The 15619-nt window shown below is 48.2% G+C and carries 15 protein-coding genes and 1 tRNA gene; 11 read left to right on the forward strand and 5 right to left on the reverse strand.

Features of this window, described 5'->3' with window-relative positions; genetic code table 11:
- Window positions 1-223 precede the first annotated feature (223 nt).
- On the forward strand, window positions 224-970 hold the full coding sequence (locus AC1DLI_RS26170; RefSeq protein WP_477607402.1) for a class I SAM-dependent methyltransferase: 747 nt from the start codon (window positions 224-226) through the stop codon (window positions 968-970).
- A 2-nt stretch (window positions 971-972) separates the two neighbouring features.
- Complete coding sequence (locus AC1DLI_RS26175) at window positions 973-2010, forward strand: MBL fold metallo-hydrolase (RefSeq protein WP_477607403.1); 1038 nt, start codon at window positions 973-975, stop codon at window positions 2008-2010.
- Here the strand turns inward: AC1DLI_RS26175 and AC1DLI_RS26180 are convergent.
- Window positions 2007-2828: a helix-turn-helix transcriptional regulator gene (locus AC1DLI_RS26180; protein ID WP_477607404.1), complete on the reverse strand. Its 822-nt coding sequence runs from the start codon at window positions 2826-2828 to the stop codon at window positions 2007-2009. The two genes, AC1DLI_RS26175 and AC1DLI_RS26180, sit on opposite strands and share 4 nt — an antisense overlap.
- 306 nt (window positions 2829-3134) lie before the next feature.
- On the opposite strand from AC1DLI_RS26180, the gene glpX reads away from it, so the two are divergent.
- Window positions 3135-4106 (forward strand): class II fructose-bisphosphatase, encoded by a 972-nt coding sequence (gene glpX, locus AC1DLI_RS26185; protein WP_308999643.1) that lies wholly within the window; start codon window positions 3135-3137, stop codon window positions 4104-4106.
- A gap of 237 nt (window positions 4107-4343) precedes the next feature.
- Here the strand turns inward: glpX and AC1DLI_RS26190 are convergent, their stop codons facing one another.
- A complete protein-coding gene (locus tag AC1DLI_RS26190; RefSeq protein ID WP_308999644.1) occupies window positions 4344-5024 on the reverse strand; it encodes a TIGR00266 family protein in 681 nt (226 codons plus the stop codon).
- A gap of 142 nt (window positions 5025-5166) precedes the next feature.
- A complete protein-coding gene (locus tag AC1DLI_RS26195; RefSeq protein ID WP_308999645.1) occupies window positions 5167-5706 on the reverse strand; it encodes a phosphatidylglycerophosphatase A family protein in 540 nt (179 codons plus the stop codon).
- 131 nt (window positions 5707-5837) lie between these two features.
- Between AC1DLI_RS26195 and AC1DLI_RS26200 the strand changes: the two genes are divergently transcribed.
- From AC1DLI_RS26200 to rdgB, 3 genes are all read left to right on the forward strand, one after another.
- Window positions 5838-6887: a GerMN domain-containing protein gene (locus AC1DLI_RS26200; protein ID WP_477607405.1), complete on the forward strand. Its 1050-nt coding sequence runs from the start codon at window positions 5838-5840 to the stop codon at window positions 6885-6887.
- Between the two features lie 335 nt (window positions 6888-7222).
- Window positions 7223-7960, forward strand: coding sequence for a ribonuclease PH (rph, locus tag AC1DLI_RS26205; RefSeq protein ID WP_309000412.1), 738 nt, complete (start codon window positions 7223-7225; stop codon window positions 7958-7960).
- 5 nt (window positions 7961-7965) lie between these two features.
- Window positions 7966-8628 carry an RdgB/HAM1 family non-canonical purine NTP pyrophosphatase gene (rdgB, locus tag AC1DLI_RS26210; protein ID WP_477607406.1) on the forward strand — a complete coding sequence of 221 codons (663 nt, stop codon included), beginning with the start codon at window positions 7966-7968 and terminating at the stop codon, window positions 8626-8628.
- A 161-nt stretch (window positions 8629-8789) separates the two neighbouring features.
- On the opposite strand, the gene asnB is transcribed toward rdgB, so the two are convergent.
- Window positions 8790-10634, reverse strand: coding sequence for an asparagine synthase (glutamine-hydrolyzing) (gene asnB, locus AC1DLI_RS26215; RefSeq protein ID WP_477607407.1), 1845 nt, complete (start codon window positions 10632-10634; stop codon window positions 8790-8792).
- A gap of 141 nt (window positions 10635-10775) precedes the next feature.
- Between asnB and AC1DLI_RS26220 the strand changes: the two genes are divergently transcribed.
- Together AC1DLI_RS26220 and AC1DLI_RS26225 are read left to right on the forward strand one after the other, a co-directional pair.
- Window positions 10776-11108, forward strand: a complete 333-nt coding sequence (locus AC1DLI_RS26220) for a hypothetical protein (RefSeq protein ID WP_477607408.1) — start codon at window positions 10776-10778, stop codon at window positions 11106-11108.
- 154 nt (window positions 11109-11262) lie between these two features.
- On the forward strand, window positions 11263-11871 hold the full coding sequence (locus AC1DLI_RS26225; protein WP_477607409.1) for a P-loop nucleotide/nucleoside kinase family protein: 609 nt from the start codon (window positions 11263-11265) through the stop codon (window positions 11869-11871).
- Between the two features lie 323 nt (window positions 11872-12194).
- Here AC1DLI_RS26225 and AC1DLI_RS26230 read toward each other — a convergent pair.
- Window positions 12195-12271 (reverse strand) — tRNA-Arg (locus AC1DLI_RS26230).
- 319 nt (window positions 12272-12590) lie between these two features.
- On the opposite strand from AC1DLI_RS26230, the gene AC1DLI_RS26235 reads away from it, so the two are divergent.
- From AC1DLI_RS26235 to clpP, 3 genes are all read left to right on the forward strand, one after another.
- Window positions 12591-13412 carry a hypothetical protein gene (locus AC1DLI_RS26235; protein ID WP_477607410.1) on the forward strand — a complete coding sequence of 274 codons (822 nt, stop codon included), beginning with the start codon at window positions 12591-12593 and terminating at the stop codon, window positions 13410-13412.
- A gap of 88 nt (window positions 13413-13500) precedes the next feature.
- The gene (gene tig, locus AC1DLI_RS26240; protein ID WP_477607411.1) at window positions 13501-14790 is read left to right on the forward strand and encodes a trigger factor; all 1290 of its coding nucleotides are present in this window, start codon (window positions 13501-13503) and stop codon (window positions 14788-14790) included.
- A gap of 229 nt (window positions 14791-15019) precedes the next feature.
- Window positions 15020-15613, forward strand: coding sequence for an ATP-dependent Clp endopeptidase proteolytic subunit ClpP (gene clpP, locus AC1DLI_RS26245; RefSeq protein ID WP_053374767.1), 594 nt, complete (start codon window positions 15020-15022; stop codon window positions 15611-15613).
- The last annotated feature ends 6 nt before the right edge of the window (window positions 15614-15619 follow it).

Here is a 15619-nt window from a genome sequence, read left to right on the forward strand (position 1 = left end):
GCAAAGCAAACAACAACCGAATACGCTCATTCATTCCGGTTTCCCCCTTTCATTCATTTGCGAATCATACAATGGACTTATTGGATAAGCTTCCATAGTTTGTGTTAAAACCCAAAAATTATGCCTGGTGGAAACTGTTTTGCGAGTAAGTTGGAATTCAAGTACAATTAAGCAATCAAATTGATTTTCTTGGCTTAGGTTCATAATGAAGGAGAGCACGAAAATGAAACCATGGTACGAACAGAGCTTCGGCTCCGACTATATGCTTGTCTATAAACATCGCAACTGGGAAAATGCCGCTAAAGAAGTATGCCAAATGATCTCTTGGCTGGGACTCTCCGAAGGAGCGCAGGTGGTTGATATCGGCTGCGGAATGGGACGACATGCCCTAGCGCTCGCAAGCTTCGGTTATTCAGTAACCGGCATCGATTTATCACCGAGCTTACTGGAGGAAGCCCGCCGTCATGATATAGAGGGCGCCGTAAAATGGGAGCAGGGGGATATGCGCGAGCTGCCGTTTGAAGCAGGCACCTTCGATGCGACCGTAAACTTTTTCACATCGTTCGGCTATTTCTCGTATGAAGATGACAATGTGAAGGTACTCCGTAATATTCGCAAAGTGTTGCGGCCGAACGGTTCGTTTCTTATCGATTTCCTTAATCCCGTTTATGTGGAACAAACCCTAGTGCCCCGATCGGAACGAAGGGATGAAGATACCGGGCTAGTGATCCAAGAGCTTCGGTCTATTGCAGACGACTGGGTGCAGAAGGAAATTACCGTTTTCCATCCACAGAGCAAAGAAGCGCCAAGGGAGTATTTGGAACGGGTAAAATTGTACAAGCTGGACTGGTTCAAAACCCATCTTGCAAGTTGCGGGCTGGTCTTGGAGCAGCTGTATGGCAATTACGACGGTTCCCCTTATGAGTCTTCAATATCGCCACGCATGATTATGGCAGGAAGGGCTAAATAAAGATGACAGAGCAAAGGAATGACACGCATTTTCCGGAATTAGAAGCGGATGCTTCTTTATACGCCACAGCCTGGCAGGAGGGGTGGCTGCAGGTAAAGGTGCCTGTACCTTTTTCGCTGAAATGGGTAAACAGCTATCTGATCCCGGAGGCCGACGGGTTTACGCTTGTTGATCCTGGACTGCGGACGGATCAAGCCATAAAAGTATGGGATGCCGTCATGCAGCGGCAGGGCTTGCAGTGGAAGAACATTTCACGGATCGTTCTGACGCATCAGCATCCCGATCATTACGGACKGGCGGGTTATGTGCAGGAGAAAAGCGGCGCACCCGTCTATATGACTCGCAGGGCGCATGCTTATGCGGTAAGGCTCTGGGGAGAAGGGAGTGATTTCTCACAGCAGCTGCAATCGCTGTATGAGAAGCATGGCATGCCGATTCAGGAAAGAGAGGCTATTGCGGAGAATCTGGAGACGTTTGTAAGCATGGTTTCTCCGCAGCCTGAGGTCACCTATTTCGAAGCGGGTGAACAGCTCATGATGGGGGGGCTAAGCTGGCTGTTAATTGATGCGCCAGGCCATGCGAGCGGTCAGCTCTGCTTCTATCAGCAGGAACGGAATTGGATGCTGTGCGGTGACCAGGTGCTGCCCCATATTACGCCAAATGTTAGTATCGTACCTGGAGAAGACGGAGACCCGCTTGAGGAATTTCTCCAAAGCCTGCAGGCACTTAAGCAGTTCGAGGTTTCGCTGGCGTTTCCTGGACATCGTGATCCCTTCGCCGGTTTTAATGACAGAATTACGGAGCTTCAGCAGCATCATAGCCGCAGGCTCGACAAAATGGCAGCGATGCTCGCAGAAGAGCCCCGCACCGCCTATGGCATGTGCGAGGCACTATTCGGAAGCCGTTTAAACGGCAATGCCCATCAATTAAGATTTGCGATGTCGGAGACACTGGCGCATTTGGTTCATTTGGAGCGAAAGGCTCGTATTGCTTCGTCTGCCGTTTCTGGCATCTGTTATTTCTCTGCGGTCAAAGGCTAACGGTCACGGAATTCCTGCGGCGTTATGCCGTAGCGGTCTTTAAACACTTTGATAAAATAGCTCGTTTTCAAGTAGCCGATCTTGGCAGCTATTTCGTAAATTTTTTCCGGGGTGGTGCGGAGCATATGCGCTGCGGTTTCCATTTTCAATCTGGAAATGTATTCACTTATGCCCTCGCCTGTCTCCAGCTTGTAAATTTTCGATAAGTAGGAGGGATTCAAGAAGACGTGAGAGGCAATCGTCTGCAGCGATGCTTCCTCCAGATGGCTGGATACATATTCTTGTACCTTCTGGACAGTACTGGAACGGGAGTGCTGAACTCTGCTGCTCATATGGCTTCTATAGGCATCAAGCACCGAAGCTGTCCACGTACGAAGCTGCTTTATGGTATGAAAGTTGGGGCCGCTTAGCAGCTGGTTGAACTCCGGACCCATGATGTCGGCCATCCAAAGCTTGTTTTTGTGAATCGAGAAGCTAAGCGAGCTGACAACCATAAAATACGTCTCCAAAATATGCTCATGCGATTCTCCCCATTTATGCTCCAGCTCCTCGAACACCAGCTTCAGCTTCTCCTCAATCGTCTCCCATTGACCGGCCTCCAGCAAATGGATCAACAGCGGCGGGTTATACAAATGAGAAAGGGAGTTTGCCTCTCCATGCTGCGCTTCCTCTGTCAATGTCAATAAAAAACCTCGTTCACTTCCGATGCGCTGCCTAAAATTGATGAGCGAAAAGTCATAGGTTTCGCGCATTTCATGCGGAAATGCATCCTGTTTCGTAAGCACAAGCGATATGGTGCCCTTTAAGTAGAGCTTCACATACGGCCCTTCGCTTTTTGAAATTGAGATTTACGAATAGCCGGATTTTATTGTTTGATATCTCAAAATAAACAAGAGAGCATTTCTGGGCAGGTCATATCCTGCGAGGAGATGCTCTTTTGTTGTTATATATCACGTAGTTTTTGAGCATTAGGAAGTTTACATTCTAATAATGATGATTTAATGAAGATGACAAATATATATTGCGACATATATAAATATATGATACATATTAAATAACGGAAATGACTTCAACATGTGTGCTAATGATCTATTCCGTCATAAGAGAGCAGAGGAGACTGGATTATGGAGAGAGAATTGGCATTAGAACTTGTAAGGGTAACGGAATTAGCAGCACTCGCATCCGCGCCGTGGATGGGGAGAGGCGATAAGAATAGCGCTGACGGAGCGGCTACATCCGCGATGCGTTCAATGTTTGATTCTGTATCCATTCGCGGAACGGTCGTCATAGGCGAAGGGGAAATGGATGAAGCGCCTATGCTGTACATAGGCGAGGAGGTAGGCAGCCTGAACGGACCGGAGGTTGACGTCGCAGTTGACCCGCTTGAAGGCACGGAAATCGTAGCGAAAGGGTTAAATAATGCGATGTCCGTTCTTGCAGTCGCTGGCAAAGGGCAGCTGCTGCATGCGCCGGATATGTACATGGAGAAGCTTGCATTCGGTCCTGCTCTTGTAGGCAAGCTTTCCATAACGGATCCGATGGATGTGACGCTGCGTAAAGCAGCTGATGCTCTTAACAAGAAAGTATCGGATCTGACGGTAATGATTCTGGACCGCACGCGTCATGAATCCATCGTTAAAGTGCTTCGCAAGGTAGGCGTGCGCATCAAGTTTTTGTCGGATGGCGACGTTGCCGGTGCGATGGCTCCGGCTTTCCCTGAAGCGGGAATCGACTTGTATGTGGGCTCCGGCGGAGCACCGGAAGGTGTAATCGCCGCCGCTGCGCTTAAATGCTTGGGAGGCGAGCTGCAGGCGCGCTTAATGCCGGCCGACGGCAACGAGTATAATCGCTGCGTTCAAATGGGGATCGAAGATCCTTACCGCGTGCTTACGATGGAGGACATGATCGGGACGGGAGATGTATACTTTGCGGCAACGGGTGTTACGCCAGGCGAGTTTTTGGGCGGGGTGCAGTACTTCCCGGACCAACGGGCAGAGACGCATTCCATCGTGATGCGGGCCAAGACCAAAACCGTGCGGTTCGTGCGCGCTTTGCACTATTTGCCAAACAAAACATTTCTAAACGGCAATCAATAAAAATCAGGGCTGCTCCTAAAGGTCACAATGACCGTTTAGAGGCAGCCCTCTTTATTACATGGTGAATTTATTTGTGTGGTCTCCTGAAGCGCTTGTGCCGGTTGTGCAAGCGTCTGGGCGTATGGTTCTACCTCACATGGCAGCGAATAGAAAAAAGGACCAGCCCGTCATTAGACGAGCTGATCCTATGTAATGAGTTCTGGGAGTAAAGAAGCTGAATCACTATATTGTTGTTAGCTAATTACCGCCAGGGATGAACTTTTTCAACCAAGTTCCAAAGCTTGCAGGATTGCGGCTTTGGATCAGAACGACGCCTTCGCCTCGGAAGCGGCAGACAAGGCCTTCACCGCTCGTGATGCTGGACAGCCAGCCCTTGGAGGCTTTCTCGATCGTATAATTCATATAACCCGGCCATGCAACCAAGTGCCCGTTATCGATGATGACTTCTTCGCCTGCGCTCAGGTTCAGCGCATGAATCGCGCCATAAGAGGAGAGGAATACGGTGCCCCGTCCGCTGATTTCCACAATAAAGAAGCCTTCGCCGGACAGGAGTCCCCTGCCTAGGTTTTGCATTTTGGTATTAACTTCTATGCCGCTAGTGCCTGCCAAGAAACCGTCCTTTTGGACGTAAAGCTTGTACGAACCGTCCAGCTCTATAGCCTCGATATCCCCAAGAGAGGGGGGAGCAAGGTGAACCTCACCTTGACCCCGAACCGCTTTCATCTCTTGAAAAAAGAACGTTTCTCCGCTCAGCATTCTTCCGAGTCCGCGCATAATTCCGCCGTCGGCTGTGCCCTTCAGGTCGATGCTTGGCGACATGGAGACCATAGCGCCCATTTCGGCTTTAACGCTTTCCCCCGGATTCAGCTTCACTTTCAGCATGGCAAAAGCGCCTTTATAAAAAATATCGTAATTCATGAATGTACCTCCTATAGGTTTTGCGAATGCAAAATCCTGCTTCGTAAGGTTAGGCTTTAAGGTTTTGCGAATGCAAAACCCTGCTTCGTAAGGTTAGGCTTTAAGGTTTTGCGAATGCAAAACCCTGCTTCGTAAGCCCCGATTAATCAAGGGGAGGCTGCGTAACGCCTTCCCGCTCGGCTTGTCTGCGGTGAGCGATTCGGCTTGCTGCCGATGCTGCGATCGCTCCGACAATATCGTCCAGAAACGTGTGGATTTCCCCGTCGCTTTTATCGTTCAGCTTGACCAGAATGCCCGGCTTCAGCTTGTCGACATAACCAAAATTCGTAAAGCCGATGCTTCCATAGACATTCACAATGGATAGAGCCAAAATTTCGTCGCATCCGTAAAGACTCTCATCATACTTGATCATATCCTGCAGAGGAGCCATCAATTTGCCTTCCTCGGCGAGAATATCGAGCTGAATGCCAGTCAGAACAGCATTTTGAACCTCGCGCTTGGATAGGACGGCATTCACATGAACAATACAATCCTCAGGCGTCAGGTCAGGAAAATAATCCTTTTGCAAAAAATGCACGAGCTCGGCAATAGCCATTTTCGTTACTCCGCGTTTGATGAGCCATTCGTCTGTTGCCTCGGCCACTTTGCGGCTGTTGAGGCTGTAAATTTCGGGATTGGACATGTTTTTGTTCCCCCTTAGGATTTTATGGACAAAACTGGTCTAAAAAAGGGAAGGGCTCGTATACATAGTACTACAAATAAGGAGTTGTACAAAGCCGCCAGGCAAAACTCGATTAGGGAGGAAAGGTCAATATGATTCAAAAAAGATGGATTAGGGGTGCAGTACTTTCAGGGGTTCTCGTTTTGCCGATTCTAACGTCAGGTTGCGGATTGTTCTCGCAGGAGACAAGCCAAAATATTGATCCGCCTCAGATTGAGGTAAAGGATGGCACGGAAGGTGCTGAAACCGGACAGGCCGTCGTTGGCGAAGAAAACCAAATGACCGTGTATCTGGAAGATCGCAATGGCTACTTGGCTCCGATCTCCCTTCAAACCACGCTGGGCGCTAATGAGCAAGCCGGGCAAAAGGCGCTTGAAATGATGGTGGAAAACGGTGCTTATGCCAGTCAGCTACCTGAGGATTTCCGCGCGGTGATTCCGCAAGGCACACAAATTAAATCGTATAAAGTCGATAAGGAGCAAAAGATTGCGACGGTTGAATTTTCCGAGCCGTTCAAGGATTACAACGTGCAGGACGAGCGTACGATCGTAGAGGCTATCACTTGGACGCTGACGGCTATGACCGGCATTGAAGGCGTTGAAATCTGGTATGAAGGCGCCAAGCTGCCGGAAATGCCAGTTGACGGTTATCCGTTAGACGAAACGCTGACACGGGCTGTAGGCATTAATATTGAGGCGGCAGAAGGCGTCAATTATGCGCAATCGACGCCGGTTACCCTTTATTTCTCTGCAGTAACGTTAAACGATGAACAATATTACGTACCCGTTACAAGACTTGTGGCGCGTTCGTCATCTCCGGCACAAGCAGCGCTTGAACAACTGATTTCGGGTCCGCTTAACAAAAAAGAGCTGACCAGCGTTATTCTTCCGGATGTACAGGTGAAGAACATCGTGCAGGATGGCGATGTCGTCACGGTAGATTTGCAGGATGAGGCTTACCAGGAAGGACAGAAGCTCCCTACTGAAATGCTGCAGGCGCTTGTTTTGTCCGTGACAGAAAATACTGGCGCATCGACGGTTCAAATTAAATTGAACGGCGAAGCGAATGTAGTCGATGAGGCAAATAAATCCTACAGCGAGCCGGTTGGCCGTCCGCATCATGTCAATGCGATTAAATCATAATGAAATAACATAAACTCGAATAAAGAGGCTGTTCAAAAGCGAATGCTGTTGAACAGCCTCTTTTGTGTATATAAAAGGATTTATACGTTTTCACTTATAAATGTGCTTATATATCTAAGCGAAATGACTGCTTATGCCGCAGAGAACGGCGACAGCCGTTTACGCTTGTGCGTACAGCTCTGGAGCGCCTAAGCTGAACGGCTTGCTGCTGCGGTGTTTTCTTTTTAGGCTGCTGCGGATGCAATTCGCAGGCTACTTTGTTAAAATAGGAAAGATTGTAGATTGGATCAATTTGTTCACTAATAATATGAAGCAGTGCTCAGGAGGAAATTAGAATGAGAAACGACGGTCGGCAACCGAACCAGCTTCGGCCGGTAACCATAACCACAGGTGTCAATAAATACGCAGAGGGGTCCGTCCTGATCGAGGTTGGGGAGACGAAGGTTATCTGTACGGCAAGCGTTGAAGATAGAGTACCGCCCTTTATGAAGGGGCAAGGCAAGGGCTGGATTACCGCTGAGTATGCTATGCTGCCGCGGGCAACACATTCGCGGAACATTCGTGAAGCGGCCAAGGGTAAGCTTACTGGCCGGACGATGGAAATACAGCGGCTTATCGGACGTGCCCTACGCTCGGTCGTTGATTTGCAGGCGCTGGGTGAGCGGACGATCACGCTTGACTGCGATGTCATTCAAGCAGACGGTGGCACTCGCACGACCTCGATTACAGGCGCATTCATCGCGCTTTCCATCGCAATCAATAAAATCTCGGAAAAGGTTCAATTCGCCAAATACCCTATTACTGATTTTCTAGCTTCGGTAAGCGTTGGCGTCATTCAGGAGAGAGCGCTGCTTGATCTGAATTATGAAGAGGATTCGAAAGCAAAGGTCGATATGAATGTCGTAATGACAGGGAACGGAAAATTTGTTGAGGTGCAGGGAACGGGTGAGGACGCACCGTTTTCACGTGATGAGCTTAACCAATTGCTGGCACTGGGAGAAGAGGGCATAACGGAGCTGATCAGTAAGCAACGCGATGTTCTTGGTCCTTTGGCGGCCCGCATTGGAGGTTAATATCCATGACAAACCATTCGGTGCTCTCTCATGAGATTTTCGTCGTGGCTACCAAAAATGCCGGCAAAGTGAAGGAGTTTGCGCATGCACTCCAAAAGCTGGGCAAAGAGACCGCGAGTCTGCTGGATTATCCGCAAATTCCAGACATCGTGGAGGATGGCGAGACGTTTGCGGCTAACGCGCGCATCAAAGCAAAAACGACAGGTGACGCGCTTGGCGTCCCTGTATTGGCCGATGATTCTGGCTTGCGCGTTGCGGCGCTGGGCGGTGAACCAGGCGTTTACTCTGCGCGTTATGCGGGTGAGGGCGCAACAGACGAAGATAACAATGCAAAATTGATTCGCGAACTTAAGCGCATGCGCGAGAATCAGGAGCTGGAAGAGCTGGGAAGGCTGACTGACGGTTCGCTGCAGCTGAGCAAGGCGCAATTTGTATGTGCATTGGCGTTATATGATCCTGCTACCGGTTTATTTGTTGAGGCGGAAGGCACGGTTGACGGGGTCATTACGGAAATACCGCACGGTACTGGTGGCTTCGGTTATGATCCCCTATTTTGGGTGCCTGGCTTGAACCGAGGTATGGCTGAGCTGACAAAGGAAGAGAAGCAGCAGATCAGCCATCGCGGGGAAGCGCTTAGGAAGCTGCTTCCGCTGCTTGAACAAGCGTAAGCCAAGAATATATAAAGCAACCCCATCCGCATTTATCCGTTCAATACGGCGTTTTGCAGATGGGGTTGCTTTATTTTAATATATAAGAATTTATAACTTTTCACTTATAAATGTGCTTATATATCTCCTTAAAACGAGCTTTTGCCAAAGGTTAATCCATTTTAGCCAATGACAACTTTATACTGCTTCAGCCACAAATTTACTTGATACAAGTATGCGAACAGCTGTGGGCCGGACATGAGCTGGCCGAACCACGGAATATTCGATTTGGCGGAGTCTGATTCAGCGAGCTCTCTTACCTTATTGACATTGATCAGCGGAAGCAGCGGAGAGCTGGGATCGTTCAGCACGTCCAGCAGCAGCCCTTTGACTGCGGCCAAATAGTTGGGATTATGAGTTTTTGGGTAAGGACTCTTTTTGCGGGTCAGTACGTCATCCGGGAGAATGCCGCGCAGCGCTTTGCGCAAAATGCCTTTTTCCCGGTCGCCTGATGTTTTGATTTCCCATGGGATATTCCAAACATATTCAACGAGCCTGTGATCGCAGAAAGGAACGCGGACTTCCAAACCGGCTGCCATGCTCATGCGATCCTTACGGTCCAGAAGCRTCGGCATGAAACGGGTAATATTCAAGTAAGACATCTGGCGCATTTTGCGGAGCTGCTCGCCTTCGCCGTCCAAATGAGGAACCTCGCCTATTGCCTGCGCGTAACGGTCACCAATGTAATCAAGTGGCTTGATCCAAGCGGCCACGTCTGGGGCAAGCAGATCAGCACGCATGGCCGAAGCCAGTGACCAAGGGAATGTATTGGCGCTTAGCGCCTCTTCGCGGTGGAACCAAGGATAGCCGCCAAAAATTTCATCTGCAGCCTCGCCGGAAATTGCCACGGTGGCATCTTTCTTGATTTCATGGCAGAACAGCAGCAAGGATGCATCGACATCGGCCATGCCAGGGAGATCGCGGGCGAAGGTAGCCGCCTTCAAGGCACCGACAAGCTCAGGCGTATCAAATTGGATCGGATGGTGGATGGTACCTAAATGCGTGGTCATTCTCTCGATCCAAGGCGCATCGCTGTTCGGCTGGAAGGCATGCGCTTTAAAATGCTTATCGTTATCGGTGTAATCGACGGAGTAGGTATGGACGTTTCCTTGCCCGTTTTCGTTGTAATAGTTGACCGCAAGGGTGGTAAGCGCGCTTGAATCGAGCCCGCCTGATAAAAGAGTGCATACAGGAACGTCCGAAACGAGCTGCCGCTCAACGGTGTCCTTAAGCAGCTCGCGGACTTGCTCTGCGGTTTCTTCGATATTTTGACCGTGCGGGCTGCTCTCCAGCTGCCAATACGTTATCGTCTTGACGCCTGAGTGATTGACCGTCATGCAGCGGCCAGGCCTTAGCTCGCTGATTTGTTTATATACGCCTTGACCTGGAGTGCGGGCTGGACCGAGAATAAAAATCTCCGCAAGTCCTTCCGCACCAACCTCCGGTTTCACGGCAGGGTGCGCTAATATACATTTTTGCTCCGAACCAAAAATAAACAAACCATCCTGCAAGCTATAAAATAATGGCTTTACGCCAAGCCGATCACGCGCAAGGAACAGCTCTTGTTCGGCCACGTTCCATATTGCAAACGCAAATATTCCGTTAAAACGTTCGATGCACGCCTTGCCCCATTCCATAAAAGCAACCAGCAGCACTTCCGTGTCGCAATTTGTCGTGAATGTTCTGCCTCTGCCCTCCAGCTCCTTGCGGAGCTCTGGCGCATTATACAATTCCCCGTTATAGACAACGACATATTTGTCATCGCCGGTATGGCGTATCATCGGCTGTGCTCCATTTTCAGGGTCAATGACGGATAAACGTCGATGGCCTAAAGCGCAATGCGCTGATATCCACGTACCGGAAGCGTCGGGACCGCGCGGTGCCAGGGTGTCAGTCATCTTCTCTAAGCTTTCACTCTGCTTAGTCAGATCACGGTTCCAGTCGATCCAGCCCGTAATTCCACACATCGATCTCATTCCTCTCTTTTGCTGGTCTCAAAGTAGCGATAATATCAGTTATATGCAGAAAAAAGGCATAAAATGTCTGTCCGACGGGGGATGCTAGGGAGGTCTGTAAAAAGTTAAAGAGCAGAAAGGAGCACGCGAATAATGGTTGATATGGAAGCTGGCGGAGAGGATCGCAAACGATATTACGTATCCGTCCAGGCGGGGCAAATATTAGAGGATCCACAGGCTGCGGCCTATGAGCTTGAAATAAACATGAATGAGCAAGAACATATTAAGCTGAGGGAGATGTTTGACGAGCTGTCCAGCATGGATGAGGCTGAGATGTATCATTTTACCAGCCATCCATTTGGCTCTGCAAGCGACAGCGAAATGAGTGCGGGCTATGACGAGCTTATTCAACAAATTTATAAACAGCTGTACGAGCATGGTACGGATACGACAAAGCGTCATATTGAGTCTATGCAGCTGCTTTAAACATAGAAGAGGGGGCGGCAGCCATATGATGACTGTGTGCCCCTATTGCATGTGCGCATCTCAACTGAAATAATAACCCTAAGTCCCATTCTCTTCTATTAAAACGAAATGAAAAATGATATACTTCTACAAAAAATAGTGGAGGTTTATCTTTTTGCAAAAGTTAGTTTTTTTCGTCGGAGTAGCAGGCACAGGCAAAACAACCGTAGCTAGAAAGCTGTCAGATCGCATTCCCGCCGCATTTCTTGACCGTGATACGATTGGCGGCAGATTTGTAGAGGCGATCTTGGAGCTGAACGGACTGGACAAAAGGGACCGGGATTCGGATTATTACAAAAAACATTTGCGTGATTTGGAATACGATACGGCTAAGGACGTTTGTATAGAAAATTTATCGGCAGGACAAAACGTATTTATGATTTCGCCTTTTACGGCAGAGCTGAAAAATAAACAATGGATTGAAGAAGTTGTTAATGCAGCCGGCTTTTCCTTGCATGAAGTTGATATAAAGGTCATTGTCGTTACGCTGCAGGATATGGAGCTTCAGAAGACCCGAATCGTCGGCCGTCAAACGGAACGCGACCAATGGAAGCTGGACAATTGGGGCGATTTTGAGAAGCGTATTGAATTTGTGCCTCAAATCAATTGGGATATTCCAAGCTCTTCGATTTTAGTTTTCGATAATAGCGGCGAGCTTACAGAAGAGAAATCGGAGCAATTATACCAATTCGTAAATGAAAAGCAAGCGACAATGTCGTTTTAGTCCGGCAACAATATAGATGGCCACGCTGGAGGGCTGTTCCAAGAGGTTTTAAACCTTACGGAACAGCCTTCCTTTTTGCTTTCAACGAGAATGCGCGACGTGGATCGGTGGTGAAGACAACTTAATCTGCTCCGTCTCGGATTTTTTTGATAAATATTAAGATGAAAGAGCCTATCGCAGGATAGGCTCTTCTTGTCCTTTATGAAGGAAATAATCATTGGATACAAGCAATATAGTCTGGAAAAAGAGAAAAACCCGCCAACTCCCTGTTTTATCAAGGGTTTAGCGGGTTTATGTAAAAAAATGCTTTCGTTTGTTCTTAATGGCGTCCCGGAAGAGATTCGAACTCCCGACCGACGCCTTAGAAGGGCGTTGCTCTATCCAGCTGAGCTACCGGGACACAAGAAATAATATACCACATAGGAATATTTTATTGCAAGCCTTATTTTGTTTTTATCTTCTATTTACATAAAAAAAGAATTAAAAGCGGTCGGAACACGACATTTGTTTTTTCTTTTGACTGTACATGGTATAATCGATCGCAAGATTGTACGTATGAACAAACGGCGTGACCATAAGGCGGTGTTATCATTACAACTCCCAATGACACACAAGGCGACAACAAGGACAACGTTTATTTGTTCCCTAGCATGCTGGACCATTATCAGGTACAGTTAACCCGTATGCTAGAAGCGGAGCAATACGGGGAGGCCAAGGAGTTGCTGCGCTTTTTGCTGCAATGCCAGGGCGAGGATGCGCGCCATTATGAAGAGTGGGACAGCCTTCTGACATGGCTCGACATGGCTTTCCCTGAAGATGGAAATGGTGACGGTACTGGATTCATAATGGCCAAACGAGAGAAGGAAGAGGACGAAGCAACGATACGCGAGCAGCTTCTGAATCCGCCGGACCAGGACGAGGCTTACGTTAACCAAGTACTCTACATCATGCAAAATCATCCGATGATCGATCAGCAAATACTTGCTCTTGAACGGGCCGCCTATATTCAGTCTCCGGATATGGATGAGTCCATCAAGAATTGGCTGATCACCCAGCAGGTACATCCAGTTGTGCAGTTCAAGGCGCTTCAATGCTTGCGCAAACGGGGTGCCGAAGGAAAGATCATACTGGAAAGATTAGGGGAAACTGCCGAGCTCCAGCTGGATGCCACGCCTCTTTCGATGGATGATTTTCCGACTCCGATTATCCGGATACTCGAGCGGACGGAGCAGGTGGCGGAGGTCGATGATCCAACATTGCCGCATTTTGCAAGAGAGTTATGGAAAGAAAGTTTACAGTTTTTGTATGGTACGGCTGCATATCATTGGATGCTCAGAGAAGACGAAGACACAGTCGATTATTTTGCGGCTGCGCTGCATTTAACGCTGCTTCTTACCGTTTATGGCTCGGCGAACGATGACGATATTCGTGATACATACGGCATTACCGAAGGTTTAAGATTCCGTTATGAGCAAGCATGCAAGGCATTGAGACAGGTTGCTGTTCTGCAGCAATCCGGAGAAGACGAACCAGAGTCTTGATAATCTGGCCCAGCTTGTTTATAATAGAATGGTTTATGAAACGTGATAACTACTGATGCATGAGCATTTTCGGAGGGGAAGGCATAAAATGAAAGCAACTTGGGAAAAAATAGACAAGAACATCGTGTCGATCGACGTGGAGGTAGGAGCGGAGAAAGTCTCTGATGCTCTTGATCAAGCATTTAAGAAAGTCGTTCAAAAAGTAAACGTACCTGGATTCCGTAAAGGTAAAGTGCCGCGCGGCATTTTCGAATCCCGTTTTGGTATCGAGAGCCTGTATCAGGATGCAATTGACATTCTGCTGCCAGACGCTTATTCCGAAGCAGTTAACGAGCATAATCTTGAGCCGGTTGACCGTCCTGAGATCGATGTTGAGCAATTTGCAAAAGGCGAAACATTCAAATTCAAAGCAAAAGTTATCGTTAAGCCAGAAGTTACGCTTGGCGAATACAAAGGCTTGGAAGTTGAATCCGTTAAAGCCGAAGTTACGGAAGAAGAAATTGCAGCTGAACTTGAGCGTTTGCAACAGCGTCATGCTGAGCTTTCCGTAGTTGAAGAAGGCGCTGCAGCAAACGGCGACATCACTGTAATTGATTTCGACGGTTATGTAGACGGCGAAGCATTCGAAGGCGGAGCAAGCGAGCGTTATTCGTTAGAGCTTGGTTCCAACTCCTTTATCCCAGGTTTCGAAGAGCAAGTGGTTGGCATGCAAATCGGCGATTTCAAGGATATCGAAGTAACGTTCCCAGAGAGCTACCACGCTGAGCACCTTGCAGGCAAGCAAGCAGTATTCAAAGTGAAGCTGCATGAAATCAAACGCAAAAGCCTGCCGGCTCTTGATGATGAGTTTGCAAAAGACGTTAGCGAATTCGATACTCTTGAAGAGTACAAGCAAGATCTAGTAGGTAAACTTCAAGAGCGTAAAAACCAAGAAGGCGAGCAAACTCGTGAAATTGCAGTCGTGGACAAAGCTACTGCAGCAGCAACAGTTGAAATTCCTGAGCCGATGATCGTTTCTGAAACGGACTACATGATCAAGGATTTTGAAAACCGTCTAAAAATGCAAGGCATGAACATGGATCTTTACTTCCAGTTCTCCGGTCAAAATGAAACCGTTCTTCGCGAGCAAATGCGTACAGACGCTGAAAAACGCGTTCTGAACAACCTTGTGCTTGATGCCATTGCTAAAGCTGAAGGTATTGCTGCAAATGACGAGGATTTGAACGAAGAGCTTGAGAAGCTGTCCAAATCTTACAACCGTCCTGCTGAAGAGCTTCGCGAGATTTTCTCGAAAAACGGGAACCTTAACAGCCTGCAAGAAGATATTGCACTTCGTAAAACAATCAAGTTCTTGCTTGATAACAGCAAAGCTGTTTAATAAGCCACATACGAAAAATTTAATAAAAGCTTGACTCAGGATAAGGCACGTCATTGGTACGTGCCTTATTTTGACCCTACATATGAAATTGTGCTTGTTTTGGAGGCTAATCTCCGTACATATCGAACGGCCGTCGTCGTATAATGTATTATTGGAAAAATGACATCATTACGACGACGTGTTACAATAAGTAAGTAACCAAAGTCATAAACGAAAAGAGGTTGGTCGCATGAATCTAGTACCTATCGTAGTCGAACAAACGAATCGCGGGGAGCGTTCTTACGATATTTACTCCCGTTTGCTGAAGGACCGTATTATTTTCCTTGGGAGCGCAATCGATGATGATGTAGCAAACTCCATCATTGCACAGCTGCTGTTTCTGGCGGCCGACGACCCAGAGAAAGACATACATCTGTACATTAACTCTCCCGGCGGCTCCGTGACTGCGGGAATGGGTATTTTTGATACGATGCAATATATTAAGCCTGAGGTGTCCACGATTTGCATGGGCATGGCAGCAAGCATGGGCTCGCTTCTCCTTACAGCGGGCGCGAAAGGCAAGCGTTTTGCGCTTCCTAACGCAGAGGTTATGATCCATCAACCGCTCGGTGGCGTACGCGGCCAGGCATCTGATATCAAGATCCATGCGGATTGGATTTTGAAAACGAAACAAAAGCTTAACCAAATTTATGTAGATCGCACCGGACAGCCTTATGAAAAAATCGACCGCGATACCGACCGTGACAATTTCATGAGCGCGGAAGAGGCTCTTGCCTACGGTTTGATTGACAAGGTGATTACAGCACCGGTATCGACGATTTAATCGAAG

This window comes from Paenibacillus sp. 01T443 (assembly GCF_056398325.1).

Excerpts from the sequence above, each read along its gene's own strand:
- rph (WP_309000412.1), top strand. The coding sequence starts at position 7,223 with ATGAGAAACGACGGTCGGCAACCGAACCAGCTTCGGCCGGTAACCATA.
- AC1DLI_RS26220 (WP_477607408.1), top strand. The coding sequence starts at position 10,776 with ATGGTTGATATGGAAGCTGGCGGAGAGGATCGCAAACGATATTACGTA.
- clpP (WP_053374767.1), top strand. The coding sequence starts at position 15,020 with ATGAATCTAGTACCTATCGTAGTCGAACAAACGAATCGCGGGGAGCGT.
- tig (WP_477607411.1), top strand. The coding sequence starts at position 13,501 with ATGAAAGCAACTTGGGAAAAAATAGACAAGAACATCGTGTCGATCGAC.
- glpX (WP_308999643.1), top strand. The coding sequence starts at position 3,135 with ATGGAGAGAGAATTGGCATTAGAACTTGTAAGGGTAACGGAATTAGCA.
- AC1DLI_RS26190 (WP_308999644.1), bottom strand. The coding sequence starts at position 5,024 with ATGAATTACGATATTTTTTATAAAGGCGCTTTTGCCATGCTGAAAGTG.
- AC1DLI_RS26195 (WP_308999645.1), bottom strand. The coding sequence starts at position 5,706 with ATGTCCAATCCCGAAATTTACAGCCTCAACAGCCGCAAAGTGGCCGAG.
- AC1DLI_RS26200 (WP_477607405.1), top strand. The coding sequence starts at position 5,838 with ATGATTCAAAAAAGATGGATTAGGGGTGCAGTACTTTCAGGGGTTCTC.
- AC1DLI_RS26170 (WP_477607402.1), top strand. The coding sequence starts at position 224 with ATGAAACCATGGTACGAACAGAGCTTCGGCTCCGACTATATGCTTGTC.
- rdgB (WP_477607406.1), top strand. The coding sequence starts at position 7,966 with ATGACAAACCATTCGGTGCTCTCTCATGAGATTTTCGTCGTGGCTACC.